Source organism: Lactococcus sp. DD01 (genome assembly GCF_001578715.1).
GTDB lineage: Bacteria > Bacillota > Bacilli > Lactobacillales > Streptococcaceae > Lactococcus > Lactococcus petauri.
Window position 1 is genome coordinate 1,334,608 of record NZ_KQ968939.1, and the last position, 26,782, is coordinate 1,361,389.

Annotated in this window: 24 protein-coding genes; 3 read left to right on the top strand and 21 right to left on the bottom strand. The window is 39.7% G+C overall.

The genetic code is table 11. From position 1 onward, the window contains the following. Positions 1-21: 21 nt before the first annotated feature. The 9 genes from LACDD01_RS06420 to recR form a co-directional block, all read right to left on the bottom strand. Positions 22-957, bottom strand: coding sequence for an ABC transporter ATP-binding protein (locus tag LACDD01_RS06420; protein WP_061413840.1), 936 nt, complete (start codon positions 955-957; stop codon positions 22-24). Then, entirely contained in the window at positions 957-2,018 is a 1,062-nt protein-coding gene (locus LACDD01_RS06425) for an ABC transporter ATP-binding protein (RefSeq protein ID WP_003133822.1), read from the bottom strand. Before LACDD01_RS06425 ends, LACDD01_RS06420 begins: the two co-directional genes overlap by 1 nt. Before the next feature lie 16 nt (positions 2,019-2,034). Continuing rightward, entirely contained in the window at positions 2,035-3,069 is a 1,035-nt protein-coding gene (locus LACDD01_RS06430; RefSeq protein ID WP_003133820.1) for an ABC transporter permease, read from the bottom strand. Positions 3,070-3,084: 15 nt separating this feature from the next. Beyond that, a complete protein-coding gene (locus tag LACDD01_RS06435; RefSeq protein ID WP_061413842.1) occupies positions 3,085-4,002 on the bottom strand; it encodes an ABC transporter permease in 918 nt (305 codons plus the stop codon). A gap of 73 nt (positions 4,003-4,075) precedes the next feature. Further along, positions 4,076-5,749: a peptide ABC transporter substrate-binding protein gene (locus LACDD01_RS06440; protein WP_061413844.1), complete on the bottom strand. Its 1,674-nt coding sequence runs from the start codon at positions 5,747-5,749 to the stop codon at positions 4,076-4,078. A gap of 327 nt (positions 5,750-6,076) precedes the next feature. Beyond that, positions 6,077-7,408: a UDP-N-acetylmuramoyl-tripeptide--D-alanyl-D-alanine ligase gene (gene murF / locus LACDD01_RS06445; protein ID WP_061413846.1), complete on the bottom strand. Its 1,332-nt coding sequence runs from the start codon at positions 7,406-7,408 to the stop codon at positions 6,077-6,079. Positions 7,409-7,512: 104 nt separating this feature from the next. Next, the gene (locus tag LACDD01_RS06450; protein ID WP_003133815.1) at positions 7,513-7,779 is read right to left on the bottom strand and encodes a metal-sensitive transcriptional regulator; all 267 of its coding nucleotides are present in this window, start codon (positions 7,777-7,779) and stop codon (positions 7,513-7,515) included. A gap of 227 nt (positions 7,780-8,006) precedes the next feature. Continuing rightward, positions 8,007-9,056 (bottom strand): D-alanine--D-alanine ligase, encoded by a 1,050-nt coding sequence (locus tag LACDD01_RS06455; protein ID WP_061413848.1) that lies wholly within the window; start codon positions 9,054-9,056, stop codon positions 8,007-8,009. Between the two features lie 12 nt (positions 9,057-9,068). Further along, positions 9,069-9,671, bottom strand: coding sequence for a recombination mediator RecR (recR, locus tag LACDD01_RS06460; RefSeq protein WP_017368792.1), 603 nt, complete (start codon positions 9,669-9,671; stop codon positions 9,069-9,071). 267 nt (positions 9,672-9,938) lie between these two features. On the opposite strand from recR, the gene LACDD01_RS06465 reads away from it, so the two are divergent. Next, entirely contained in the window at positions 9,939-10,856 is a 918-nt protein-coding gene (locus LACDD01_RS06465) for an alpha/beta fold hydrolase (RefSeq protein WP_061413850.1), read from the top strand. Here the strand turns inward: LACDD01_RS06465 and LACDD01_RS06470 are convergent. Next, on the bottom strand, positions 10,819-11,661 hold the full coding sequence (locus LACDD01_RS06470) for a LysR family transcriptional regulator (RefSeq protein WP_061413852.1): 843 nt from the start codon (positions 11,659-11,661) through the stop codon (positions 10,819-10,821). The two genes, LACDD01_RS06465 and LACDD01_RS06470, sit on opposite strands and share 38 nt — an antisense overlap. A gap of 158 nt (positions 11,662-11,819) precedes the next feature. On the opposite strand from LACDD01_RS06470, the gene LACDD01_RS06475 reads away from it, so the two are divergent. Further along, positions 11,820-12,752 carry a TDT family transporter gene (locus LACDD01_RS06475; protein WP_040086789.1) on the top strand — a complete coding sequence of 311 codons (933 nt, stop codon included), beginning with the start codon at positions 11,820-11,822 and terminating at the stop codon, positions 12,750-12,752. Between the two features lie 36 nt (positions 12,753-12,788). On the opposite strand, the gene LACDD01_RS06480 is transcribed toward LACDD01_RS06475, so the two are convergent. The 11 genes from LACDD01_RS06480 to LACDD01_RS06530 form a co-directional block, all read right to left on the bottom strand. Continuing rightward, positions 12,789-14,945, bottom strand: a complete 2,157-nt coding sequence (locus tag LACDD01_RS06480) for a penicillin-binding transpeptidase domain-containing protein (RefSeq protein WP_061413854.1) — start codon at positions 14,943-14,945, stop codon at positions 12,789-12,791. Between the two features lie 126 nt (positions 14,946-15,071). Further along, a complete protein-coding gene (locus LACDD01_RS06485) occupies positions 15,072-15,773 on the bottom strand; it encodes a phosphoglycerate mutase (RefSeq protein ID WP_003133801.1) in 702 nt (233 codons plus the stop codon). Between the two features lie 97 nt (positions 15,774-15,870). Further along, the gene (locus LACDD01_RS06490) at positions 15,871-16,776 is read right to left on the bottom strand and encodes a LysR family transcriptional regulator (RefSeq protein ID WP_003133799.1); all 906 of its coding nucleotides are present in this window, start codon (positions 16,774-16,776) and stop codon (positions 15,871-15,873) included. A gap of 171 nt (positions 16,777-16,947) precedes the next feature. Beyond that, a complete protein-coding gene (locus LACDD01_RS06495; RefSeq protein ID WP_003133798.1) occupies positions 16,948-17,235 on the bottom strand; it encodes a helix-turn-helix transcriptional regulator in 288 nt (95 codons plus the stop codon). A gap of 97 nt (positions 17,236-17,332) precedes the next feature. After that, the gene (gene pepV / locus LACDD01_RS06500; protein ID WP_061413856.1) at positions 17,333-18,754 is read right to left on the bottom strand and encodes a dipeptidase PepV; all 1,422 of its coding nucleotides are present in this window, start codon (positions 18,752-18,754) and stop codon (positions 17,333-17,335) included. 20 nt (positions 18,755-18,774) lie between these two features. Then, a complete protein-coding gene (locus LACDD01_RS06505) occupies positions 18,775-19,470 on the bottom strand; it encodes a methionine ABC transporter permease (RefSeq protein WP_061413858.1) in 696 nt (231 codons plus the stop codon). Beyond that, positions 19,471-20,547 carry a methionine ABC transporter ATP-binding protein gene (locus tag LACDD01_RS06510; protein WP_061413860.1) on the bottom strand — a complete coding sequence of 359 codons (1,077 nt, stop codon included), beginning with the start codon at positions 20,545-20,547 and terminating at the stop codon, positions 19,471-19,473. Positions 20,548-20,568: 21 nt separating this feature from the next. Then, entirely contained in the window at positions 20,569-21,420 is an 852-nt protein-coding gene (locus LACDD01_RS06515; RefSeq protein ID WP_019291412.1) for a MetQ/NlpA family ABC transporter substrate-binding protein, read from the bottom strand. 542 nt (positions 21,421-21,962) lie between these two features. Beyond that, entirely contained in the window at positions 21,963-22,832 is an 870-nt protein-coding gene (gene gla / locus LACDD01_RS06520) for an aquaglyceroporin Gla (RefSeq protein WP_003133793.1), read from the bottom strand. Between the two features lie 248 nt (positions 22,833-23,080). After that, positions 23,081-23,743, bottom strand: a complete 663-nt coding sequence (locus LACDD01_RS06525) for a Crp/Fnr family transcriptional regulator (protein ID WP_019335976.1) — start codon at positions 23,741-23,743, stop codon at positions 23,081-23,083. Between the two features lie 343 nt (positions 23,744-24,086). Continuing rightward, positions 24,087-24,293, bottom strand: a complete 207-nt coding sequence (locus LACDD01_RS06530) for a hypothetical protein (RefSeq protein ID WP_019335977.1) — start codon at positions 24,291-24,293, stop codon at positions 24,087-24,089. Between the two features lie 176 nt (positions 24,294-24,469). Between LACDD01_RS06530 and LACDD01_RS06535 the strand changes: the two genes are divergently transcribed. Beyond that, positions 24,470-26,767: a Xaa-Pro dipeptidyl-peptidase gene (locus tag LACDD01_RS06535; RefSeq protein WP_061413862.1), complete on the top strand. Its 2,298-nt coding sequence runs from the start codon at positions 24,470-24,472 to the stop codon at positions 26,765-26,767. The last annotated feature ends 15 nt before the right edge of the window (positions 26,768-26,782 follow it).

Genomic DNA, 26,782 nt, shown 5'->3' on the forward strand with positions numbered 1-26,782 from the left:
CCTTTCAAGGTGCAGTTATTTTTATACCATTGCAATTTTTCTGTATTCTTCGGCTTCTTCTTCTGTCGAAAGAACAAAGTGTCCTGGCGTAATCTCACGCAATTCACGTGGCTGACCATCCAACTCTGTTGTTGGATCATAAGCTTGTGGGACACGGCTACGCTCTGAGATAGGATCCGGCGCAGGAATGGCACTCAACAAAGATTGCGTATAAGGGTGTAATGCATCATTGTAAACCTGATCAGATGTTCCGATTTCCAGAATTTTACCCCAGTGCATCACTCCGATTCGGTCAGAGATGTATTTTACCATAGATAAATCATGGGCGATGAACAGATAAGTCAAGCCTTCTTTTTCCTGAATATCACGCATCAAATTAACAACCTGTGCCTGAATAGAGACATCCAAAGCTGAGATTGGCTCATCAGCCACGATGAATTTAGGGTTTACCGCCAAGGCACGGGCGATACCGATACGTTGACGTTGTCCTCCTGAGAATTCATGAGGATAACGTGTCATGTGGTCTTGGTTAAGACCAACGAGTTTAAGAAGTTCTTTGACCTTTTCTGTACGGTCTTCGTTATTCTTAGCCAACCCGTTTACATCAATACCTTCAGCGATGATGTCTTTGACCCGCATTCTGCCATTCAGTGAGGCTTGTGGATCTTGGAAAATCATTTGTACTTTTTCACGGAATTTTTTCAGCTCAGCACCTTTAATCTTGCTGACATCATTACCGTTAAAGTGGATTTCTCCTTTATTGATGTCGTAAAGCTTCATGATAGCACGGCCGATTGTTGTTTTACCTGAACCAGATTCACCTACAAGGCCAAAGGTTTCTCCCTCATAGATATGAAAGGAAACGTCATTAATGGCTTTATTAACATTCTTTTTTCCTTTGTTGAAAACCAGGTCAACACCTTTGAATTCGACAAGTTTTTTTCTTTCTTCAGTCATTATTCAGCATTTCCCTTCATTTTCATTTTTTCCCAACGGGTCCAGCGTTGTTGGATATTTTCAGATGGCAGAACTTTTGGTGAGCGTTCATCTAAGAGCCATGATTTTACTTGATGTGTTGGTGACACTTCAAAATAAGGTGGTTCTTCTTCAAAGTCGATTTCGAGAGCGTGTTGGTTACGCAAGGCAAAAGCATCGCCTTTAGGGGGATTGAGCAAGTCTGGAGGTGTCCCTGGAATGGAAACCAAACGTTCAACATCAGTATCCACCGTTGGCATAGAATCGAGAAGTCCCCATGTATAAGGATGTTGTGGGTTATAGAAGATTTCTTCTACTGTTCCATACTCCACAATCTCGCCTGCATACATCACGGCCACACGATCAGCAAAACCAGCCACTACACCCAAATCATGGGTGATAAAGATAATTGATGATTCGATACGCTGTTGAAGCTCTGACATCATTTGCATGATTTGCGCTTGAATAGTAACGTCCAAAGCTGTCGTTGGTTCATCTGCGATAAGAATTTCTGGATCAGCTGCAAGCGCGATGGCAATAACTGCACGTTGACGCATCCCACCCGACCATTGGTGTGGATAGTCATTAATGTGCTGCTCACTTTGGGGAATCCCTACAGCCTTCATCAATTCCAAAGCTTTCACTAAAGCTTCTTTCTTCTTCATTCCTCTGTGCTTGATCAACGGCTCAGCAATTTGGTTACCAATACGCATGGTTGGATCAAGCGAAGTCATCGGATCTTGGAAAATCATCGAGATTTCATTGCCGCGAATCTTTTGCCAATCTTCTTCTTTGATGTCTAAGAGATTACGCCCTTTAAAGAGAATCTCTCCTTGAGGGATTTCGGCATTTGCTGCATTGAGGCCCATAAGCGTTTTCGTAGTGACAGATTTACCAGAACCTGATTCACCAACGATAGCTAAGGTTTCCCCTTTTTTCAAATCAAACGAAACATCACGGATGGCTTTGACCTTCCCAGCATATGTTTTGAAATGAACATGCAGATTTTTTACTTCAAGTACTTTTTCTTCTTTTTCAGTCATTTTACTTCCTCATTTCTTAGTCTTGGCCTGATTTTGGATCGAAAGCGTCACGTAAGCCGTAACCAAAGAGGAAGAAGGCGAGTGACAGGAGAGACAAGACTACTGCAGGTACTGCAACTTGGAATGGATAGAATTGCAAGCTTTGAATACCATCTGAAATCAATGAACCTAGCGATGCTGTTGGTGGTTTAACCCCCAAGTTAATCGCCGAAAGAACCGCTTCAAAGAAAATTACCGATGGAATATCAAACATAATTTGTACGATAATAACACCTAACATGTTTGGAATAAGGTGTTTAACCATGATTTTGAACGGGCTGGCCCCTAAGGTCTTCGCAGCAAGAACAAACTCACGTTCCTTAAGAGACAGGGTCATATTCCTTACCTGTCGGGCGATACCTGTCCAGATAAAGAGACCAATAGCAAGGACGATTGAAACAATACCTTGCCCAAGTAGGAGACCGAACATGGTTACAATAACCAAACTTGGAATAGAGCTGATGATCTCAATGATACGTTGCATGACCGTGTCCACTTTTCCGCCAATCCAACCGGAGATTAAACCATAGGTAATCCCGATCAGTACGTCAAAGACGATAGAGGCAAAAGCGATAATCAAGGAAATACGCAAACCAACGATTGTACGTTTAGCAATCGAACGTCCTAAAGAGTCTGTACCAAAGATAAAAGATTCACCTTCTGGTACATTTTGTACTTGGTACAGGTCTTCTGCGATTGTGCTTCCTGGTGCTGCAAAATTACCGTTCCAACCAGGAATATTTACATTTCCTAGCTTAGGAGGTAAGTTTTTATAGGTTTGAACCGCATTCGGATCAAAGTTATTGGCTGCTGATTGTGGGACAAAAAATGTTGAAACCACAGAGAACAACAGGGTGAAGATAACGACAACCATCGCTACCATTGCTACTTTATTTTTCTTAAAACGTCGCCATGCATCTTGCCAAAAAGTGAGGGCAGGTTTTGCGATCATTTCACTCGCTTCAAAATCACGGTTTGTTACAAGTTTAAATTTGCTGTTAATATTTTCCATTTTCTCCCCTCCTTTCTAGTCCAAACGTACACGTGGATCAACAAACGCTGTAATAATATCGGTGATCAAAATCATCGCCATCAACATTACAGCATAGACAACTGTAGTACCCATGATGACAGGGAAGTCCTTTGAAGGAATCGACTGTACAAACTGTTGACCGATCCCAGGAATCGAGAAAATTGACTCGATAAGGACAGAACCTGTCAAGAGCCCGGCACTCATTGGGCCAATAAGTGTCAGCATTGGAATCAATGAGTTACGGATCGCATGTTTCCATAAGACTTCACGATCAGATAAACCTTTGGCACGTGCCAAGAGGATATAGTCTGATGAAAGCGACTCAATCATCTGTGCACGGACAAAACTCATGACCTGTGACATTGGAGCAAAGGAGAGCGCAAGCGACGGTAAGATAGTCTGCGCAAACGTTCCCCAGCCTGATACTGGAAGAAGTTCCCAAGTGTAACCAAAGTAAAGGAGGAGTAAAGTACCTACAATGAAGGAAGGTACTGAGAAGAAGACTGTAGAAATGACACTCAAAAGTCCATCGACCCATGTATTTTTAAAGCGGGCAGCAACAACACCAAAGAATGTTCCGACAACGACACCGATAATCAAGGCTTGGAAACCAAGTTGTGCTGAAACCGGAAGACGTTGTGCGATCATTGTGCTTACAGGTTGGTTGGCAAAGGTAAATGATGTACCGAAGTTACCCGTGAAAGCATTTTGGAGATAAATGAAGTACTGCACAATAAGAGGTTTATCTAAACCATATGCCACATTTAATTGTTGAATTTGCTCTGGGGTTAATTTGGGGTTATTAAAGGGTGTTCCTGGCATTACCTGCATCAGGAAGAAAGTCGCTGTAATAACTACAAATAATGTTAAGAGCATCAATAAGATACGTTTTACAAGATATTTAGCTAACATATAAAAATTCCTTAATAAAAACACGAAAAGTAGGCCTCATAAGCCCTACTTATTCGTTTGATGTTAGTGCCTACTATTTTTCGATGTAAACACCTTTGAGATCGTAAGACAAACCTGTTGAGTTGAATTGCAAACCTTTAAGGTGTTGGTTACGGAGCGCTGGTGTTGCACGGTAATACAATGGGTTGATGCTTGATTCATTAAAGAGTGCTGCTTCAGCATCTTTATATGCTGCATCACGTGCTTTGTCATCCAAGACTACTGGCAATGTTGATGCTTTTGTCCAAGCTGCTTGATATGCAGGATTTACAAATTTACCATCGTTATAACCTGAGCCATCTGCAAAGAGTTGTAAGAATGTTGATGGTTCAGCGTAGTCACCACCCCAGAGTGAAAGAACGATATCAAAGTTTTGGTTTTGTGAATCTTTCAAACGTTGTTGGAAAGGTACGATTTTTTGAGTAAGTGTCAAGCCTGGCAATGTTTTAGAAAGTGAAGCTTGCAAGAAGTCAGCGACTGATTTTGATACAGGTGCATCAGCATCGGTTGTGTACTGAATGTTCAGTGATGTAACACCAATTTCTTTCAGACCTTTTTCCCAAAGTTCTTTAGCTTTTGCAGCATTGAAGTTGTAATCTTGTTTTGCAAATTCAGCAAAGTCTTTACCATCTGCTGTGACAGACATACCTGCTGGTGTGAATGTTTGTGCTACTGTACCCGCTGGAATGAATTGATCAACGATACTCTTACGGTCAGTCGCAAGATTCAAAGCATCACGGATATTTTTATTTTGCAATGCTTTAGCAACTTCTGGGCTTGTTGTACCACCACCTGATTGGTTATATTGAAGGTAAGCTGTAGTTGCTTCTTTCAAGACAACAAGATCTTTACCATCATTGTAACCTTTATTGGCGTTGTATAAGTCCATCGTACCTAAGCTGGCTTGGTCCAATTTTCCTTGTTTGAAGAGTTGAACCGCTGTATTCGGGTTAGATTGAACAGTGTAATCAATTTCGTCTGATTTTACATTGTCTTTGTCATAGTAATCTGGGTTTTTCACAAGAGAATAACTGTTGTTTGTCCCTGTCCAACCAGCATCTTTTTTGAAGATGAATGGTCCAGAGTAAACGACTTTATCAGATGAAGTTCCATATTGTTTACCAAATTCTTCAACAGCTGATTTGTTTACAGGGTAGTAAACGCTGTTTGCCAAGAGGAATTTAAAGTATGGTGTTGGTTGTGTCAAAGTAATCACCAACTCATGGTCGCCATTAGCTTTTACACCCAACTGATTGAGGTCTTTAATCTTACCTGTGTTAATTTCATTGGCATTCTTGATGTTACCAAGCAAGTAAGCGTACTGTGAACCTGTTGCAGGGTTTACAGCACGTTGCCATGAATAAAGGAAGTCTTTTGCTGTCAATTCATCGCCGTTTGACCATTTCAAGTCATCACGCAAAGTGATGGTATATGTTAAGCCATCATCAGAGACTTTAATATCTGATGCCATCGCGTTTTGCGCCACACCCTTATCATCTACACGTGTCAATCCTTCTTGGGTATTCCCGATGAAGAGGTTTGAGTAAGTGTCTGTAGCCAAGCCCGAATCCAATGTAGCAATATTTGTCGGAACGGAAAGTTGTGGGTTAGCTGTCTTAGAGCCACCTCCGCCATTTCCACATGCTGCCAAGAGCCCGACCGAAGCCAGGGCAAGTGTTCCTAATGATACTTTTTTCCAATTATCCATGTAACATCCTCTTTCTGTTTGACTTATCCGACAATTTGCATTTGTTTATTATTGTCTGAAAATTTATTATGTTCTCTATTATACTTAATTCAATCTGAATTGTAAAGACTTTTCTACATATTTTTTCTAAATTTTTGCCATTTAATTTTTTTATACGTCATTTCCGAACATTATCTGACATTTTCACAATATAATTTTGCTCTTAGCACAATACTTCTTTTGAAAAAGAAAAAAAGCGAGGCTAATTCTCCTCGCGTATTATCATTCTATTCTGCTAAAGCGGAAAGAATGGCTAATGATTCACCACTCGCTCCGCTCCTTGCGTGCTTAGTTTTGTAACTCTTCAACGATTGTTCCTAATTTCATGCTGTTAGATCCTTTGAGTAAAAGTTGATCTTGAGGTTGAAGCGTGTTTTGGAGTGTCTCCGTCAATTGGTTAAGGTCGGTAAAGTACGATACTTTATCTTCTGGTAATTCTGCTTGCAAATATTTCATCAAGTCACCATAGAGATAAACGTGATCTATTTTCGAGAAATCAATTGCTGCGGCAATTCCTGCGTGAAGTTCTGGAGCTTGATCACCTAGTTCGAGCATATCAGCAAGAACAGTGAGTTTCCGTCCACTTTCATTTTTAGGTATGGCTTGGAAGGTTTCCAAAATAAGTTTCATAGCCGTTGGGTTAGCATTGTAAACATCACTAAGAATATCTGCGCCATTACTTGCCTTCTTCCACTCTGTACGGTTACGTGTCAAGGCAACATGAGACAGAGCGTGCTTGATTTTGGCCTCATCAATGTCAAGCAACTTACCCACATAAGCCGCAAGCATTGCGTTAGTTGCATTAAATTTACCCGGCACTGGAATTGTAATTTCTTCGTCTAAGAAGTTTGTTGTGAAACTGAGTTGATCCTTGTGTTCGATAAGCTGTGTGACAAAAATATCCTCATCTGGTCCAAAACGGGTAATTTTTGTGTCTGCTGGTAAATACTTATTAATAATCTTATCTGCAGGCACAATAAGTTCACCATCTGGGCGCAAGCCCGCTTTAATTCCAAGCTTTCCTTCAGCAATTTTATCGCGTGTACCGAAAAATTCCAAATGTGATTCACCAATAAGCGTAACAAGAGCAATTTTAGGCTTGGCTATTTTAGATAGAAGGTCAATATCCCCCAGACGATCCATGCCCATCTCCAACACGATTTTTTCAGTGTCATCAGGCATATGAAGAACGGTATAAGGCATTCCAATTTCGTTATTATAATTGCCTTGTGTCTTATAGGTCTTATATTTTTCCGAAAGTACAGCCTGAATCATATCTTTGGTTGTGGTTTTCCCGTTTGATCCCGTCACAGCGATAACTTCTACTGCTGTTTTTTCTAGATAATACTGGGCTAATTTTTGGAAAGCCTCTAGACAATCCTCAACACGTAAATGGGGCTGGGCTACTTCTTGTTCAGCGAATGTCGCAAGAGCACCTTGTGCAAAGGCTGTCTCAATAAATGCGTGACCATCTCTTGCACCTTTAAGTGGCAAGAAAAGATCACCTTCTTGGATTTTGCGGCTGTCAAACTCAATATTATGAATTTCTGTATCTGCCAGTTCTGACCAATTATTTGTTGCACCGACAATGCGGGCTATTTCGTGTAGTGTTAGTTTCATGATGAGTTTATTATATCAAAAGTCCTTTCATAACGCACCGATTCGCCCTAAAGATACAGCGTACGGTTGTCAACGGTAGCCTATAACCTTCTGTTCAAAAACAATTACTTTTTAATAATCATTTTTATGGCTTGACTTATTTTCTTCTCACGTTCTTTTTCATCGTCACCTTCTAATAGTAGAAGGCAGTTTTGTAAATTTTCAGCTACAATCAGACCGATCAAACTGTCTAAACTTGAACGTACTGCTTTAAGTTGTGTCACTACAGCATCACAATCTTTTTCTTCTTCTAGCATGCGCAACACGCCTTGCAGTTGACCATCAGCTCTTTTCAATCTATTTTTGGTCTTGCTGTCGTAAATTGTTCCCATGTGTATCTCCTCTTTCCTCTCATTATATAGGGCGCCTCATAATTTGTCAAAAAGAGTGTGCTCAGCCCATACACTTCTTGCGTATTATCATTCTATTCTGCTAAAGCAGAAAGAATAGCTAAGGGTTCACCACTCGCTTCGCTCCTTGCGTATTATCATTCTATTCTGCTAAAGCAGAAAGAATGATAATAAAAACTTCAGGTTCGTGGCCTGAAGTTGTTCTATTTTTATAAGAGATGACTTTCACGAATTTCGAAGGCTTCTTGAGCCAGAGAAACAAGTTCTTCAATCAACTCACTGTATGAAAGTCCCATATTTTCCCAGAGCAATGGGTACATTGACCATTGTGTGAATCCTGGAATGGCATTAATTTCATTGAGATAGCTATCTCCTTGTTCATCATAGAAAAAGTCACAACGTGAGAGTCCCGCACCATTCATTGCTTGATAAGCTTTCTCTGCATAGTTACGCATTTTCTGTGCGACTTCTGCTGGAATATCTGCTGGAATTGCCATTTCGATTTTATTATCGATGTATTTTGAACGGTAGTCATAAAAATCAACGTCTTTAACGACTTCGCCAGGCAGTGTTGAACGCACTTTGCCCCCATTTCCTAAAACAGCACATTCGATTTCTCGTGCATTAACCCCTTGTTCAATCACCACACGATTATCATATTTATAAGCTTCTGCAAGACCTGCTTCTAGCTCTTCCAAGCTGCTGACTTTAGAAATGCCAACGCTTGAACCCATATTGGCCGGTTTGACAAAAACAGGGAAAGTCAATTTCTCTTGAACTTCTGCATGAATTTTTTCTTGATTTTCATCAGCATATGCCGCAACATAAGGAACTTGCGGTACACCTACAGCACTAAATACATGCTTAGCTAAAAGTTTATCCATTGTACTGCTGGCCGATAAAATATTGGGACCAACATAAGCTAGACGCATAATTTCTAAGAAGCCTTGAATTGAGCCATCTTCGCCCATTGGCCCATGTAAAACAGGGAAAACCACTGCATCTTTTTCATAAATATCCGATGGTGCAACTTTTTGTTCTGGCTTGACCGTCTCATTGGTCATTAATTTTTCATTTTCTGCGGGTGTTTCAGTGAATTCTTGTGTTTTGATAAAATCACCAGCTTGACTGATAAAGTAAGTCTTCACTCTAAACTTGTCATAGTTTACTGCACGCATTACGCTTTCAGCTGAAAGAACGGAAACTTCTCGTTCTGCACTTCGACCACCATATAATAAAATCAATGTTTCTTTTGACATAATTTTCTCCACTTAAATTTCCATACGATTTTCAACTGCTTTGGATAGGGTAACTTCATCCGCATACTCAATATCTGAGCCAACTGCAAGGCCACGCGCTAAGCGGGTCACTTTGATTCCAGCGGGTTTAATCATCCGTGAAAGATACATCGCCGTTGCTTCACCATCAGATGTTGCATTTGTCGCGAGAATAACTTCTTCTACTTCGCTGTCTCCCATGAGACGAGTTAAGAGACTTTTCACGTTAATTTCGTCCGGTCCGATACCATTCATTGGACTAATCGTTCCGTGCAAAACATGATACAGCCCTCTGTATTCGCGGATTTTCTCCATTGCTAAGACATCTTTACTTTCCTCTACAACCAATATGGTTGTGCGATCACGCAGAGGGTCTTCACAGATAGCACAGGGATCACTCTCTGTCAGATTACCGCAAACCGAGCAAAAACGTAAATCACGTTTTGCCGAAATAAGGTTTCGGGCAAATTCATTAACATCTTGATCATCCATACCAATCGTGTGAAAGGCGAGACGTGTTGCTGTTTTTTGCCCGATACCGGGCAGTTTGCTAAAGCTTTCTATAAGTTTAGCGATTGGTTCAGGATAATAGACCATGTGTTCCTTTCTTCTTTCTGTGTGATAAAGTCATAACTATTATACCACACCTTTCGCTCAGAGAATTATCCCTCATATTCTGTGGAACTATTCTACTCTGCGAATGTGAGATATTGTGTATTATACCATAACTTAAATTTCTGTACATTTAAGCCTAATGTGCTTTCAAAGAGCAACGATGACTCTCAAGGCAGCAGCAGCTTGTCCTTTTTTTTGTTATAATAAATTTCAACCTGATAATGATTTACTGAAAGAGGACTTTCCGATATGGTTGAACAATACACCCTACAATCTAGCGATGAGCAAACTGAGCTACATCTGCTTTACTGGCCGCTGGAACATCCAAAGGCGGTAATCCAACTCATTCATGGCATGGCAGAAAACATTGAACGCTACCATGCTTTTGCCCTCTACCTCAATAGTTTGGGGTTCGCAGTGGTCGGTCATGACCACTTAGGACATGGGCATTCTGTACAGCAGAAAGAGCCCCTTTACGGTTACTTTGGTACCGCTGGTCCCCAGAATATCATCTCTGATATTTATAAAGTCAAAACTTGGGCAAAGAAAAAGCTCCCCACACTGCCTTATTTCATGATGGGACACAGTATGGGTTCTTTTGCTTTGCGTAACGTTCTGCAAGATTATCCTGTTGATATTCAGGGGGTGATATTTATGGGAACGGGGACAAGTCCTCTCCATTTGAATTTCTTCCTGCCCTTCATTAAGAAAATAAGTCAAAAAAAACCAAAAGTTGTCGCTCCTTTGATAGATAAGCTTGCTTTTGGTAGCTATAGCAAAAAATTCCCTGAAAAAGGGAATTTTAACTGGCTTTCGAAAAATCAAAGTAATGTCTCTTCCTATGAAAATGATCCTCTACTTGGCTTTACGTTTACACGTAATGGTTTTGCGACACTTTTCTCACTAGTCCATAGAGCCAACCAAAAAAACTGGATGTATAATATGCCCGCGGACTTGCCAATTCTAATTATCAGCGGTGCTGCTGATCCAGTCGGCGACTGGGGCAAAGGACCGCAAAAAGTTTATCAGAAACTCCAAAAAGCAGGTTTTAAACACCTCAAACTCCAGCTTTTTCCTGAATTACGTCATGAGATTCTCTTTGAGACAGAATATGAAGAGGTCTACCACACTATTGGCGATTGGTTAATGCGACATCTCCCACAATAGATTCTCTGATATGCTGCACAATTTCTAGCATAAGAGGGTCTTTTTCTTCTGCATAAGTAATACTGGTAAAGCTCCGCTGATATTTGTTGCCTAAACTTTGATAAGGCATTCCTTCTGAAATAAAGCGTTTTGAAATTAAAGACACACCTAAGCCAGCTTGAATATGGGCAATAATCATGTCATTATTGTTCATTCTTACCAAGTAACGTGGTTTAAAGCTTTCTTCTTGGAGATATTTCTTGATGTAATGCCCTACACCTGAACCAATTTCTCTTGTAAAAAAAGTTTCGCTCTCTAAGTTACCTGCAAGAACTAATTCATCTTTAAACAGTGGAAAGGCTTCTACCTGCTCACTTGCCAAAGGTTTTTCGATAATGCCAAAATGCAAATCATGATTTTCAACCTTATTAAAAACTTTTTCTGAATCATACATAGATATTTTTAAATCAATCTGATCCAAGTAAGGAACAAGTTTAGGGTATAGCAAAGGCATAATTCCGATGGCTGCACTCTGTGATATCCCAATTTTAAAAGGTTTCTTGGCAAGTGTCGTCTGATTGAGTTCAGATTGTAAGTTTTCCCAGTCTTGAACATACTGGACTGCTTTCTTATACAGCAATTTTGCTGCTTCTGTAGGAATGACTTCGCGGTTCTTTCCGCGAATGAAAAGCGAATTGCCCACTTCTTCTTCTAATTTCTTTATCCTGACCGTCACTGTGGGTTGGGAAATAAACAAGTACTGCCCTGCTTTGGTAAAACTCCGCGTTTCATATATGGCGATGAAGGTTTCAAACAGTGAAAACATTATATCTCCTTTATTTTTTTATTACTTTTTTCTATTACTATAATTACAATAATTCATTTTACAAATTAAATCAAGTGTTTTATACTTAAAGCAGTGCTTGAACTGTTAGTTTCACTAAAGTTCATACTCAATAATCATGTAAATACTAGGAGTTCTCGATGAAACAAATGTTTTTAAATTTTTTGAAAAAAATCCCTATCCCTATTTGCGGTCTAATTTTAGGTATGGTCTCCTTGGGAAATCTACTTTATTCCAAAGGATTCACCTTTCTAGGAAATACTTTTGACCTTGTTGGTCTCTTTTTTATGTTTCTGATCATGTTGAAACTTATTTTTACGATGCGCCATCTGCTGGAAGCTCTTAAGGATCCTATCGTTGGCTCAGTTTCCCCAACTTTCACTATGGCTTGGATGGTCATTTGTGTCTTTCTCAATAGGATTTTCCCCCACTCAAGTCTGGTTTACTTCATTTGGCTGCTTGCTATCTTCCTACATTTTCTCTTGATGGCTTATTTTGTTGCTCTTCACATCTTGCCGCAAAAAGTCGGAATGGTCCATGTCTATCCGAGCTGGTTTATTACCTTTGTAGGCTTAGGTGTTATCCCCAATACAGCAACAGTATTTAATCTAGAAATCGGCCGTATCGTACTTTGGCCTGCGCTCCTCTTCTACTTTATATTGCTCCCGATTATTACACATCGTATCTTTATTTTCAAAAAAATGCATGAGTCGACGCTTCCACTCATCACCATCCTTACAGCTCCAGGTTCTCTCTGTTTAGCAGCCTACCTCACTGTGACAGAAAGCAAGTCAAATCTTTTTGTTTTCTGTTTATTCCTGCTTTCACAGTTGATTTATCTTGCAACTGTGGTCCTCGTTATTCCTTTGCTCCGTCTACCTTTTTACCCAAGCTACGCTGCCTTTACCTTCCCTTTGGTTATTTCTGCTACTGCGGTTCATCTTATGGCTCAAAGTTATCCGGCCTTCACAGCCTTACTTACTCCTCTCTCCGTGATAGAACTTGTAATTGCCTTCTTCGCAGTTACTTACGTTTTGATTCGTTATAGCTACTTTTTAGTCAAAAAAGCTTAAATTAAAACCAACTCTCATTGAGCTGGTTTTTTTATTTTATTTAAAATGATACATAGAGTTATAGAGGTTAGTAATCTCACGTGTGATATTTTGACCAATCTTCGAGGTCACACCACCTTCTTTAACTGTAGTTTGCGGAACCATAACACCGATAGAAATTTGTGGGTTTTCGGTTGGTGCATAAGCGACAACATTGTTTACTGTTACGGGTACACTTGTGCCATCTGGGGCCACATATGTTACTTCGGCAGTACCTGTTTTAGCAGAAATAGAAACTTCAGCACCTTGTGAAGGGCGCATGTAGTAACCTGTAGCACCGATTTGCCCATTTACAAAGTCATTCCCGTGAACGACTTGATACATACCATTATGTAGGACATCCATGTTTTCTGGAGTGATATTTACTTTGTCCATGATTTTCGGCGTGATATTTTTAACGAGTTTACCCATGCCTCCTTCAGAGTTGGTTTCATAGATACCATCCACAATATGCGGTGCTAAACGCTCACCATTATTTGCCAAGGTCATACCGTATGTTGCAAGTTGAAGTGGTGTATAGGTATCAAACTGACCGAAAGATTCCATGAGCAAGTCAGAAACTGTTATGTTATTTGCATCTTTGATGTAGCCTTGTGTTTCTCCAGGAATGTCAAAGCCTGTTGAGGTTCCCATTCCATAGGAAGCAAAGGCTTCACGTAGCTTTTTGAAGGCAGCTACACGGTCTGTACCATCAACAGCCATGTTAGGAACGTAAGGTTGACCTAGCAACTTGAGTGCTATTTGAACCATATATGTATTAGAAGAATATTCTAGGGCTTGGACAGCATTAATGGGAAGGATGCCATTGGTAAACCATGATTCGATCAAACTTGACCCTGCTATCTGGATAGGCATATCATTGAGAATTTGATTACCGGCAATAACATTGGCATTCCAGCCAGCTGTCAGCGTTGCTGGCTTAACTACCGAACCAGGAACAAAAGCATCTTGGAAGGTGCCGTTAGTGTTACTTTGCATTGCCCCTGTTGTTTCGTCGCGTTTAAGTCCCGACAAGGCTAAAACCGCGCCCGTCTTAGAGTCCAACACAACAGCATATGCGCCCTGCGAATAAGTCCCAAAACCATCCGCGATCATATTGTTCATTTCGGTTTCCAAAATCTTATCAACAGCATCTTGGAATTTCAAATCGATCGTAAGTTTGAGATTATCTCCCTTGCTCCCTTTTTGTTTCACTTCCGTTCCAGTGACATTGCCTTGCTTATCGGTCAATACGTTACTAATCGTATGTGTCCCTTGCAAGTACTTTTCATAGCCCTTTTCTAAAAAGGCAGTCCCGACACGGTCATTGCGTTGGAAACCTTCTTTAAGATACTCATCCAGCAATTCTTCTGGAACCCCTTGTTTCTGAGTCGTTACCGTACCTAATATAGGCTTAAGCGCTGTATCCGCATATTTGCGGTTCCAGCTAGTTCCTACAGAAATCCCCTGCAGTTCGCCCTCATGTTCTCCAATATAAGCTTGCTGTTCTGCCGTAAGGTTACTTGTAGTAATAATCGTTGTATTAAAGATTGTTGTTGAATTCATTTCTTTAAAGAGCTTGACTGCAAACATTTGCTGCTCATTAAAGTTAATATCCGCCTCGGTTACCTTACTGAGTTGGACATTATAAATTTCAGAACCTGAAAGCGAATTCCCCTTCTCATCTGTTTTTTCGTCCTTAGTCAGACTTTTAGCAATTTTCTCCAAGTTGTTGGCATCAGCCAAAAAATAATCCTTTTTATCTCGCTCGGTAATTTGTTTAAAATCATTGTCTAAAGTTAAGATGCCAGCAAGACGGTCCGCAATTTTACGCATATCATCTGCTGTCGTATTTTGCCCGCGCGTGTACTCGATCGCTTCAACAGGTTCTGTTGTCGCTAAAGGAACACCTTTCGCGTCATAAATATTCCCACGAGGTGCGCCTTGAACGATTTGTAGCGAGCCTGCGCCACCTGCTTGTTTACTTTCATAAAAGCTCTGATTCATGATTTGCATGTGGTACAGCTTACCAATCAAAACTAAAAAGAGAACCGTGATGACAAAAAAGAGAAGCTTAACGCGCCCAGATGCCAACATGGTTGGGTTTTTTAATAACTTACGTGTTTTATCTTTTTTTCCGTTTAATTCGTTTCGTGTTTTTCTTTTCTCAGACATGGAACCCTATCCTAATTTTAACTCGTCATATTTATACCTAAACATTTTACCACAATAAGCTGTATTTTACCTTACATTTTTTAAAGAAAAGAAAAAACCTGCTTGATGCAGGTCTTATCGTATTATTTATGCTTGTTTTGGTGCAAGGTAGTATTCCTTAACAAGGTTCAAATTATCATCAAATTCGAACACGAGTGGTGGGAAGTTAGGGATTTCAACATCCATGATTTCATCATCTGAAAGCTGTTTGATATGTTTTACCAATGCGCGGATTGAGTTACCGTGCGCACCAACGAATACGTTTTTACCATCTTTCAATGCCGGAGCGATTTGATCTTCCCAGAATGGCAATGAACGTTCAAGTGTAACTTTGAGGTTTTCAGCATCAGGGATAAGGCTATCTTCAAGGTTAGCATAACGACGGTCAGCATGTGCTGAGTACTCATCATCACGTGGCATTGCTGGTGGCAATACATCATATGAACGACGCCAGATGTGAACTTGCTCATCACCGTGTTTTGCAGCAGCGTCAGCTTTGTTCAAGCCAGTCAAGCCACCGTAGTGACGTTCGTTCAAGCGCCAAGTTTTTACAACTGGTACCCAAAGTTGGTCAGAGTATTCAAGTGCATAGTTTGTAGTTTTGATCGCACGTTTCAATACAGAAGTGTACGCGATATCAAATTCGATACCTGCAGCTTTGATGAGTTTACCTGCATCAATTGCTTGTTGTGTTCCGTTTTCTGAAAGGTCCACGTCAGCCCAACCTGTGAAAAGGTTAGCCAAGTTCCATTCTGATTCACCGTGACGTGCAAAAACTAATTTTACCATTATGTGAGTTCTCCTATGTTAAATGTTTTACAAAATTTGTATACTGCTCTATTTTACACTAATTTTCATATTTTTTCTAGCCTAGACTCTAGGCTGGCTAAAACTTATAATTTTCAAAATAAACTTCTAAACTGCGCTTGTAAGACTTGGCTGCATCTGTTAAAAGTTGACCTTTTTGTTTAACCAAAATCAAGCTGTTTACATTATCTCCATCCATTGGAATAACCGTGACATTGTGTACACTTTCCTTATCAATAAATCCTAAACCTGTCGCATAGGCATCTGTACGCTCCAAGATACCATTTAAGGTTGCACGGTCGGTCACATTATAAATAAAAGTATTTTCAAAAGTTTCCACAAGGTCTTCCGAGTAGTAAAGAAATTGTTCATTTTCTTGAGTGAAGCGAACACGGTCTAAAGCTTTCAAATCACTTGTTTTGATGCTTTTCTTACGTGTCAAAGGATGATTTTTACGTAAATAAATATGTGTTTGTGAAATAAAAAGCTCTTCATAATCTAGCTCCAGCTTATCCAGCATACGGAGAATACCAGAACGATTATGCTTATTCAAGTACACAACACCAAGCTCGCTATGCCCTTGAGCCACTTCTTGTAAAATATTATAAGTCGTTGATTCAAAGACACGAAAATTCTTGATTTCAGGATTTTTCTTTGAAAATTCAACACCTACAGGAGCAAGAAAATCATAGTGCTGGCTTGCAACTGAAAAATGTCGTTCGGCTTCTTTCGGCTTTGCATATTTCGACTCAAAAGCTTCAAAGTCTCGTAAAATCGCTTGCGCTTGCTCATAGAAACGTTCACCTTCAATCGTCAAGCTGGCTCCCGTGTTTGTCCGTTCAAAAATTTGGAAATTAAGCTCTTGCTCCAAATCCTTAACCGCAATTGACATAGATGGCTGACTCACAAAGAGCTGCTCACTCGCCTCACGAAAGGTTCCACTGTTAGCGATAGCCACAACATAACGAAGCTGTTTGATGTTCATTTTTGCACTCCTTGATATTTCTTTAGCATTAATTAATAAATACTATTCCCGGGAACTCTTTTCACTCTCCCTTTTTGGTTTCGCACTAAGGGTGAAACCCGCCGCAACATTAAAAAAAGCCTATAGTTCAATTATACACTATTGACTAGGCTTTTTATTTTATTTTATAACTTAGTTTGCTCTTTTTTCGACATCTGCACGTTTCCAAAGGACACATTGATATTTTTCACACCAGAAGACATCTTCTTCTTTTTTCTTCACATGACTAAGCTGAAAAGTAAAGAGGTCGTCGACTTTAGTTCCCAGAATCTCTGCTAATTTAAAAGCTAGCAGAAGTTCGGGATCGTATTTATCATTTTCGATAGCATTGACGGTTTGTCGACTCACGTGAGCGATGCGCGCCAAATCTTCCTGAGAAAGTTTTTGAGCTTGTCTAAATTCACGAATTCTGTTTTCCATGCTTCCTCCTGATGATTTTGTTAAATCTGTGTTACTTTTACTATTTAATCATCTTTTGAGGCTTTTTGCAATATTTTTTCCCAAAAGTCACTGATTCCTAAGCGTTTTTCTCGTCTTTTACACAAACCAAACGATAAATGGCATCTGTGTAGATTTCAATAGCTTTATAAAGTTCTTCAAGCTTTATATGCTCATCTGTTTGGTGCATAGTAAATGCAGAATCAGGGAAAAGAGCCCCATAAGCTACACCGCGTTTCATTAATCGCCCATATGTTCCACCACCTACTGTTTGTGGTGGACTGTCATCACCCGTGTGTTCGCGATAAGTACTCAAAAGCACTTGCACTAACGGATCTTCTGGTGAAAGATAGTGCGGTTGGTAGTTAATAAGCGCACTAATGCTTACTTTCTGGATAAAAGCAGTCAAATGCTTACTAAGTCGTTCTTGGATATCTTGCTCTGTCAAACCTTTCGGGTGACGGATATTGAGTGCAATCTTATTTTCCTGTCCATCCTCTGCAAAGTGAAAGACAGAAGGATTGACCGACAGTTTACCCATGTCCTCATCTTCATAAGCAATTCCAATATTCTTTCCTTCAAAATCTTGGTGAAGCTTCTGACCAGCCACTTCTAGAAACTTTTGTGCATCTGCTCCAAAATCATATGCAGCAAGGAACTTGGCTAAATATGTTGCAGCATTTTCTCCAATTTCTGGTGTGGAACTGTGTGCTGATTTCCCTTTAATTTGTAAGGAAGTTTTTGCTCCTGTTTTCGCAAATCTTCCTTCCAGCCTGTTCTTCTGCAGGTATTTTTCAAAATCGACTTTCAAGTCGAGAGGACTCGTAATCAAAGTCTTAGCCTCTTCTGGCACACAATTTTCTTGTATGCCACTCCTAAAATCATGGAGAATAAAGTCACCGTCATTTTTATGTCCAAAGTGCAGATACTCGGTAAGATTACTTTTTTCACCATTAACTACCGGAAAGCGTGCATCTGGTGAGAAGCCAAAATCTGGCAATTGTACTTTGGGAAGGTAATAAGCCATATCCTTCCATCCACTCTCTTCATCAGTTCCAATAATAAAGTTTACTTTTTTATAGAAAGGTACACCAGCCTCTTTCAAAATTTTCAAAGCATAATAGGTGGCCAGTGCAGGTCCTTTATTATCTAGAACACCACGAGCATACAATCGTCCTTCTCTAAGTGTTGGTTCGTAAGGAGGATTTGTCCAGCCTTGACCTGCTGGAACAACATCAGCATGAACAAAAATCCCCAATGTTTCTTCTCCTTGACCATAATGTACTTCTCCAACATAATTCTCAAAATTTGCTGTTTTGAAACCATCTTTGTGGGCAATCTTTAGAAACTCCAGCATAGCAAGACTCGGTCCTGGACCAAAAGGAAATTCTCCGTTAGCCTCTTCATCATTCCGCTCAGAGTTTATTTTTAGTAACGCAATTAAGTCTTGCAAAAAGACCTCTTTACGTTTTTCTACTTCACTTTTAAAATCAATCGTCATGCACTGTCCCCCAGTTTACATCATTTATGGGTCACGCTCTTTGCCCATGTATCGCCAATAACCTGAACCAAAAGAACCAAAATCAGGATAAGTAAGGTTGCCAAGAAGGTCACATCATTAGAAAAGCGATTGTAGCCATATGCGATGGCTGTGTTTCCTAATCCTCCTGCTCCAATCGCACCCGCCATAGCTGTTAAACCAATCAAGGAAATAATCGTAACGGTAGATACCCGAATCAAACTACCAAGTTCTTCACGAAGATAAACTGTAAAGACGATATCCCAGAAATTAGCGCCTACAGTCTGTGCTGCTTCGACCGTCCCTTTATTTACACTTTCTAAAGCAACTTGAACTTGACGTGCATAAAAAGGAAAGACACCAAGTGTCAAAGGGACCAAAGCTGCTGTTGTTCCAATCTGTGTACCCACAATTTTTTGAGTGACAGGAGCAATAATAGCAAGTAAAACGATAAAGGGTACCGCACGGAAAATTGATGTAAACTTATCCAAAAAAGAGTAAAGTGCACGATGAGGCGTAATCCCTCCTTCGTTAGTCACAACAAGAACGACACCAAATACCAGTCCAAGAAGCCCACCAAAAAGCCCTGACCAAAAAACCATAAAGAGTGTTTCTATGATTGAAGTCACCCAACCTGTATCTCCGTGTAAACCTAAGGCTACAACATTTGGAAAATGTTCTGTAAACCATGCTGTCATCTATTTCACCTGCGCTTTCAATACTGTAAACTCAATATTTTGGCCTGCCAAATATTCTTTAGCAGCCAAACGATTTTCTTCTGTTCCTTTTAGAGACACGACTAAAGAACCAAAACGTGTATTTTGTAGAACCTCAACATTCCCATAGAAGATATTCGTTGAAACATCAAATTTGCGGGTAATTTCCGACATAGCTGGTTCTCCTGATTGATTGCCATAATAAGACAAATAGATCAGTTCTTCATCGTCTGCCAGATCACTGAATGTATCATTTTCAGTCAATGAATGAATAAAACGAGAGACATTCGATGTGGTATCGATGAATTGTTGTGTCAGTTGCTCTTGAGGATGGGCAAAGATTTCTAAAAGATTATTTTGCTCAATCACTTCACCATTCTGCATAACTGCAACTTTATTGGCGATTTCTTTCACGACATGCATTTCATGAGTAATTAAAACGATAGTGAGACCCAAACGTTTTTGGAGATCCTTCAACAAGTCCAAAATTTGATTAGTTGTTTTTGGGTCCAAAGCAGATGTTCCTTCATCAGAAATCAAAATTTCGGGATCATTCGCCAAGGCACGCGCAATAGCTACACGTTGCTTTTGTCCACCTGATAATTGGGCTGGGTACTTTTCTTCAAACTCTGACAAACTGACAAGATTAAGCAATTCACGAATTTTTTCTTCCTTCTGTTTATCAGATAAAGGGCTATGTAAAAGCGCAAATTCGATATTTTCAAAAACCGTTTTTTCATTAAGGAGGTTGAAATGTTGGAAAATCATTCCGATTTTTTGACGTTCTTTACGGAGCTCTGCCGTCTTAATTTTAGCTTGATCCTTACCATCAGCTCCCGCTTTAAAAAGAACCTTGCCATTGAATTTCACCTCACCAGCACTTGGTTTTTGCAGAAGATTAATCGTACGGACAATCGTTGACTTGCCAGCACCTGAGTAGCCGATAATTCCAAAAATATCGCCTTTTTCGATATGGATTGTTGTATCTTTGACTGCATCCACCTTACTTTTCTTGGTCTCATAGGAAACTCTGATATTATTTAGTTCAATAATTGCCATCTTCTTCTCCACTATTTATGATTATTTCAATTTCAAATTCCAAGCAGGAATTGTTCCTTTTTCAGGGTACAATTTTGCAAATAATTCTTCTGTTTCTTTGGTTTGATAGGCTTTAACGACATCTTTGTAAAGTTGATTGTCTTTATCGTCTTTTCGTGCCACAATAATGTTAATCCATTGTTTTGAATTTTCATTTAAAGGTTCTGTTGCAATAACTTCCTTGTTTGTCAAACCTGCAGGAACTGAAAAGTCATTATTTACAACTGCTGCATCAACTGAAGACAGGGCTGAAGCTGTTTGCGACCCGTCCAATTCTTTGATCGTCAAATCTTTTGGATTTTCAGTAATATCTTTAACTGTGGCTAAAGCTCCAGCCTTTGTATCTAACTTAATCAAGCCAGCACTTTCTAAAACGTAAAGGGCACGACTTTCGTTAGAGGTATCATTAGGTACCGCAATTGTTCCTTTATTAGGAATCTCCTTCACATCTGTATGTTTCTTCGAGTAAAGACGAATTGGTGAAACTAAGATATCGCCAATGGGTTGTAAATCAGCATTATTGGCATCATTCCATTCTTTAAGGAAAGCATAATGTTGGAATGCATTAATGTCCACATCACCGTTTACCAAGGCTGTATTGGGTTGGTTATAGTCCGTGAAGCGGACAAATTTGAGATTAATACCGTATTCATCTTTTGCCGTCTTCGCTACCGAATCCCAAATCTCCGTACTCTCCTTTGAACCTGACATAATACCGACCTTAACGGTTTTATCCTCAGCAACATCCTTCTTGAAGAATGAGAAGTAGCCGATAAGTACGACAACGACGAGCGCTACAACAGCAATAATTTTGTTTCTTGTTTTCTTTTTCATAATAAGTCTCCCCTTTATTAACAATAATAATAACAGTATAGTCAAAAACAAAAAAAATAATCCGCCTCTATAAATAGAAACGAATTATCGTGGTACCATTCTAATTTCACGTAAAATACCAAAAAAGGATGTCTTACGTCTTGCTAATTATCTTTGGTGACAAGCAAGACTGCCCCAAAAATAATGTGTTCAATAACGAGAACCACTCCGTTAACAGTTTATTTAGAAAGTAAACTCACTGTTACGCGATTTCTAGGCCATTTTCAAAGCTTCCGTTAGTCTTGCTCTCACTAGCTGCAAGCTCCCTGTGCTAACTTTCGCTTTTACTCTCCTAGTCGCTTTCTTTGCTTTTTGACTATGAATTTATTCTATCAAATTTATTTTCGGTTAGCTTTACAAATTTTTAATGTCCACTTTTAAAATAATAAAACCCTCATCCAAAGATGAGGGTTAATCGGTCATAATCCGCTATTAACATTTGTGGCTAAAGCCCTAACTGTTTGACGGAAAGTCCTGTTGGAACTTTCCTAGGCGTATTAAGATTATAGATACATGATTTTGAACAAAGCGACAGCGGCAAGTGCTGCAAGGATAGGTGCTGTAACAGGTACCCATGAATACCACCATTTACTGTCCCCTTTGTTTTCACCTAAAATTGATTTTGGTAAAAGTGAGTGCAAGATACGTGGACCAAGGTCACGTGCTGGGTTCAAACCAGGACCTGTAGGTCCTCCAAGTGAAGCAACCAATACGAGCACGAGGAAACCAAGGACAACGTGGCTGATTGCTGCTGATGAAGCTGCACCTGATACTGATGCTGCGATTTGTCCAGTAACATCAGCACTTGTTACATCTGCACCTTGTTGCGATGCGTAGTTTGTCATCCAGTTGATTGATTCAACACCACGATAAAGTTTTGTCAAGCCCATCGCTCCAAAGAAGAGGACGAATGATCCAACAAACTCGTTCAAGAAACCATTAACCAAGGCACCTGTATGTGTAGTGATTGTGCCATCATCAACGTTATCGATTGTTGAGAAAGTTCCTAAAATAGCATTTGGATTTTCTGTTTTGAGATAGTAAGGGCGATAAACCATTACGACGATCAACTGACCAAACATCGCTCCAAGAAGTTGAGCAAGAATATAGAATGGCACTTGTGCCCAAGGGAAAAATCCTGATGCTGCAAGTCCAAGTGTAAAGGCTGGGTTGATTTGAGCTGTGACATTACCTAAAGCTACGGCTGGTAACATTACACCAAGTCCGTAACCCCAAGCGATAATCAACCAAGATTGACCAAAGGCTTTTGTACCTTTAAGTTCAACGTTCGCTACGGCACCATTACCCAAGATAAGCAAAAGGGCAGTACCAATAAATTCAGTGAGATATTTCACTGTCCATGAATAGTCCATGAATTCCTCCAAGTAATAAAAATTAATGACAAAATAAAAACGAGATTAACTAATGTTAAACTCTTTTGTTATACATAGACATTATAGCACGTTTTTTTTATTTTGGCTAAAAAGATGTGAATTCTTGAACAGAAAATTTGTTTGACGAGTGAAAAGGGGAGAAACGGCTTCATGTAAGCGATTGCTCTTGTATTTGAAATTAAAAATAACAATATTTTATAAAGAAAAAAAGACTGAATCCAGTCTTTTTAGCTGATATAATCCTCAAAATATTCTGAGTTGTAAACCATAATCCTGTTATCAATAATATCAATAATTTCTTCCGTTTTAAGATCTCGGATGATACGATTTACGCTATTGCGTGTTGATATGCCACAAAAACCGGCAATGTCTTCATTTGTTACTGGAAAATCAATCAGAATACCGTTTCTTTTCTTTATCCCAAATTCGTTGATTAAGCTATTGATACAGGCGCAAACTGCACCTTTTTTCCCATTGATTGTCATCTTTTGCAAGAGTTCTAAGTTCATGGCTAATCTTCTTTGATAAAAATCATCAACGATGCGGAACAAGGTCAGATCACTCATTACCCATTTCCAAAATTCTTGACGTTGCACGCGATAAAAACTTGCTTCTTCTGATTCGACCCGTACATTGAAAAGAGCTGAGATACCATTTTCTTGCTTTTCTTCGAGCAAGGAAACAAAATCCGGTTCTGTTACATAAGCAATATTAAACTCACGTCCATCCCTCATAATATTGCTGATTTTAGCTACACCTTCTTTAAGTATATACACATAATCTGACTCAATTCCCTGATACATCACGTAGCTATGCCGTCTTTGAGTCACAACATTTACTTCTTTTTCTTCCAGTAATCGCAGTAAATATTCTATAAATTCTTTTGTCATCTTCCTTTTTTATTCATCTACTCCTTTAATACAACAGTTATTATACCACCATTTAAACTTGTTTATTAAAATAATGGCTTCAATTTTATATTAAAGTTTTTCTACTCTCCTTACTTATTTTAAAAAAATGTACATACTTTGTCGCTAACATTTGTTACTCTTTGTCTGAGGCAGAATTTTTCTAGCTCCTTCGCTCCCTGCGTATTATCATTCTAATTTGCTAAAGCAAAAAGAATTTAAGGTTGTTCACAACTCGCTTCGCTCCCTGCGTATTATCATTCTAATTTGCTAAAGCAAAAAGAATGATAATAAAAAACATGCACTCTGGCATGCCTTTAACATTTTATTCGTCCACTTGTGTAATTGTACGGACATGGAAGGCAAATTTGCCATTGTCTGTCACCATAAAACCATTATTATCCACAACATGCTGAATGGCTTGATCCATGCTGTCGAACTCTTTTATAATACTGTGTGAATTTGCTTCCCCCATAAAGTTTGGTGTTGCTTTTTCCTCATATGAAGAAATCCCACTGAATTTGAATTTCATAATTATTCTCCTCTCTGTTTTGTTCTTCTTTACTCCTTCATTATAGCACTCTTTTTATCTACTGCTCAAGTAAAGCCTTTTTCTTTTTTGCTTCTTCACGTAAGATATGTGCCAAAGCAGCAAAGGCTCTTTTCTGATATAATGGCTATAATAGTGTATCGAAAGGAAGATATTGCATGAAATTTAATCACTTTTCCATCGTTGAAAAAACCTTTGATGAACAGCTTATTGAGCTGGATCATCTCGGCTTTACTTGGTCTGTTTTTTGGGAAGAAAAGAAAATCCTTAAAAACTTTTTAATGGTTGCACCTGTCGACAGTGAAAGCATTCAAGCGACACCGACAGCCTCTTTCCAAGAATTCCTAACTTCAGATGAAGCACTCACATGGAATATCTTTTGGACGGTGAGTTTGCAATTGTTGGGATTTGTACCTAATTTTGAGTTTCAAGTGGACCAAGCAGAAGCTTTTGCAAAATCTGTAAATCTACCGATGATCGATGAGGAAGCACTCCACAGTGAAAACCTCATCAGCGCGCTTTACCTCCTTCTTTGTAGTCGTCGCAAAAACGGGATGACATTGGTTGAACATTGGGTATCTGAAGGTTTGCTTCCTTTAAGCAATACCTACCATTTTTTCAATGACAAATCGCTCGCTACTTTTGATACTGCAAATCTGATACGGGAAACAGTCTGGGTCGAATCTAAAGTCGATACTTATCGTACTGGAAAAAATGATTTGATTAAAGTACAGATTATTCGTCCCGTATTCGAGGGGCAATTGCCAGCAGTCATGACCGCAAGTCCTTACCATCTGGGGATAAATGAAATCGCCAATGACAAACAATTGCACGACATGAATGTATCTTTAGAAGAAAAAGCGCCTGGAAAAATCAAGGTTACAACACAACTTCCTACTCTTCCAGACTACGAAAAAGAACCTGCTCTAGAAGCTACTCCTGAAACAGCCACTCAAAAGTTCACGCACGGTTGGACTTATTCACTGAACGATTATTTCTTAGCGCGTGGTTTTGCCTCACTCTATGTTGCCGGTGTCGGAACTTTAGATTCAGATGGTTTCCAAACTTCAGGTGATTACCAACAAATTTATAGTATGACTGCTGCAATTGACTGGCTCAATGGTCGAGCGCGTGCTTTCACTTCCCGCAAGAAAACACAAGAAGTGACTGCAGATTGGGCCAACGGCAAAGTCGCGATGACTGGTAAATCCTACTTGGGTACAATGGCTTATGGTGCAGCAACTACCGGCATTGATGGTCTAGAAGTGATTTTAGCTGAAGCCGGTATTACCTCTTGGTACTCTTATTACCGTGAAAATGGCTTGGTCCGCTCACCAGGCGGCTATCCCGGTGAAGATTTAGATGTTTTAGCAGCATTGACTTATTCGCGTAATCTTCAAGGTGCTGACTTCCTTGCGCATAATACGCAATATGAAGCTCACCTTTCTCAAATGCTTGAGTCTCTTGAGCGCTCCACCGGCGATTATAACCAATATTGGCACGATAGAAACTATTTGCCACAGGCAAAAAATACTAAGGCAGATGTTTTGATTGTGCATGGTTTACAAGACTGGAATGTTACACCAGATCAAGCCTACCATTTTTGGCAAGCTCTGCCAAAAGAAACGGTTAAACACGCCTTCTTACACCGCGGCGCCCATATTTATATGAACAATTGGCAATCCATCGACTTTAGCGAAACCATCAACAGTTATTTCACCGCTAAGCTCTTAGATCGCAAATTGACTTTGAACTTACCTCCTCTTGTTTTACAAGAAAATGGCAAAGCCCAAAGTTGGACAGGGGTAGCCGATTGGGGCAGTGCAGAAACGGTTAAATTGCCACTTGCCAAAATAGCAGCTTCTATCCTAAAATTTGACAATCATTACGATGAAGAGATTTTTAAGGCTTACAGCAAAGATTTCCATACTTTCAAAAAAGATTTGTATGAAGGCAAAGCTCAAGCAGCTGTGGTTGACTTAGAAGTAGCAGAAAACATGATGGTGAACGGTCAAGTCGAGCTGAGCCTCAAAATCAAAGTCAATGACAGTAAAGCCCTTCTCTCTGCGCAACTTCTTGACTTTGGTAACAAGAAACGTCTCTCAGAAAACGCACAACTTCTGGACTTGAAAACTCTGGACCGTGGCCGTAATTTTATGCTGGAAAATCTGATGGAAATCCCTCTGGTGGAGAGTCCTTATCAACTTATGACTAAAGGCTTCCTCAATCTGCAAAACCGTGAGGATTTGCTTACAATCAGTCCTGTCGAGGAAAACGAGTGGCTGGCCGTAAATCTTAAACTCCAGCCGACGATTCATCAGCTGGAAAAAGGTGACAAGCTCCGTCTCTTGCTTTACAGTACAGACTTCGAACATACCGTGCGAGATAATCGTGAGATGACTTATGAAGTAGACCTTGGTTCGTCTAAGATTATTCTTCCTGTAAGCAACAAATAAAAGAAAAATACTCAA

Excerpts from the sequence above, each read along its gene's own strand:
- LACDD01_RS06420 (WP_061413840.1), bottom strand. The coding sequence starts at position 957 with ATGACTGAAGAAAGAAAAAAACTTGTCGAATTCAAAGGTGTTGACCTG.
- LACDD01_RS06425 (WP_003133822.1), bottom strand. The coding sequence starts at position 2,018 with ATGACTGAAAAAGAAGAAAAAGTACTTGAAGTAAAAAATCTGCATGTT.
- LACDD01_RS06430 (WP_003133820.1), bottom strand. The coding sequence starts at position 3,069 with ATGGAAAATATTAACAGCAAATTTAAACTTGTAACAAACCGTGATTTT.
- LACDD01_RS06435 (WP_061413842.1), bottom strand. The coding sequence starts at position 4,002 with ATGTTAGCTAAATATCTTGTAAAACGTATCTTATTGATGCTCTTAACA.
- LACDD01_RS06440 (WP_061413844.1), bottom strand. The coding sequence starts at position 5,749 with ATGGATAATTGGAAAAAAGTATCATTAGGAACACTTGCCCTGGCTTCG.
- murF (WP_061413846.1), bottom strand. The coding sequence starts at position 7,408 with ATGAAACTAACACTACACGAAATAGCCCGCATTGTCGGTGCAACAAAT.
- LACDD01_RS06450 (WP_003133815.1), bottom strand. The coding sequence starts at position 7,779 with ATGGGAACAATTTACGACAGCAAGACCAAAAATAGATTGAAAAGAGCT.
- LACDD01_RS06455 (WP_061413848.1), bottom strand. The coding sequence starts at position 9,056 with ATGTCAAAAGAAACATTGATTTTATTATATGGTGGTCGAAGTGCAGAA.
- recR (WP_017368792.1), bottom strand. The coding sequence starts at position 9,671 with ATGGTCTATTATCCTGAACCAATCGCTAAACTTATAGAAAGCTTTAGC.
- LACDD01_RS06465 (WP_061413850.1), top strand. The coding sequence starts at position 9,939 with ATGGTTGAACAATACACCCTACAATCTAGCGATGAGCAAACTGAGCTA.
- LACDD01_RS06470 (WP_061413852.1), bottom strand. The coding sequence starts at position 11,661 with ATGTTTTCACTGTTTGAAACCTTCATCGCCATATATGAAACGCGGAGT.
- LACDD01_RS06475 (WP_040086789.1), top strand. The coding sequence starts at position 11,820 with ATGAAACAAATGTTTTTAAATTTTTTGAAAAAAATCCCTATCCCTATT.
- LACDD01_RS06480 (WP_061413854.1), bottom strand. The coding sequence starts at position 14,945 with ATGTCTGAGAAAAGAAAAACACGAAACGAATTAAACGGAAAAAAAGAT.
- LACDD01_RS06485 (WP_003133801.1), bottom strand. The coding sequence starts at position 15,773 with ATGGTAAAATTAGTTTTTGCACGTCACGGTGAATCAGAATGGAACTTG.
- LACDD01_RS06490 (WP_003133799.1), bottom strand. The coding sequence starts at position 16,776 with ATGAACATCAAACAGCTTCGTTATGTTGTGGCTATCGCTAACAGTGGA.
- LACDD01_RS06495 (WP_003133798.1), bottom strand. The coding sequence starts at position 17,235 with ATGGAAAACAGAATTCGTGAATTTAGACAAGCTCAAAAACTTTCTCAG.
- pepV (WP_061413856.1), bottom strand. The coding sequence starts at position 18,754 with ATGACGATTGATTTTAAAAGTGAAGTAGAAAAACGTAAAGAGGTCTTT.
- LACDD01_RS06505 (WP_061413858.1), bottom strand. The coding sequence starts at position 19,470 with ATGACAGCATGGTTTACAGAACATTTTCCAAATGTTGTAGCCTTAGGT.
- LACDD01_RS06510 (WP_061413860.1), bottom strand. The coding sequence starts at position 20,547 with ATGGCAATTATTGAACTAAATAATATCAGAGTTTCCTATGAGACCAAG.
- LACDD01_RS06515 (WP_019291412.1), bottom strand. The coding sequence starts at position 21,420 with ATGAAAAAGAAAACAAGAAACAAAATTATTGCTGTTGTAGCGCTCGTC.
- gla (WP_003133793.1), bottom strand. The coding sequence starts at position 22,832 with ATGGACTATTCATGGACAGTGAAATATCTCACTGAATTTATTGGTACT.
- LACDD01_RS06525 (WP_019335976.1), bottom strand. The coding sequence starts at position 23,743 with ATGACAAAAGAATTTATAGAATATTTACTGCGATTACTGGAAGAAAAA.
- LACDD01_RS06530 (WP_019335977.1), bottom strand. The coding sequence starts at position 24,293 with ATGAAATTCAAATTCAGTGGGATTTCTTCATATGAGGAAAAAGCAACA.
- LACDD01_RS06535 (WP_061413862.1), top strand. The coding sequence starts at position 24,470 with ATGAAATTTAATCACTTTTCCATCGTTGAAAAAACCTTTGATGAACAG.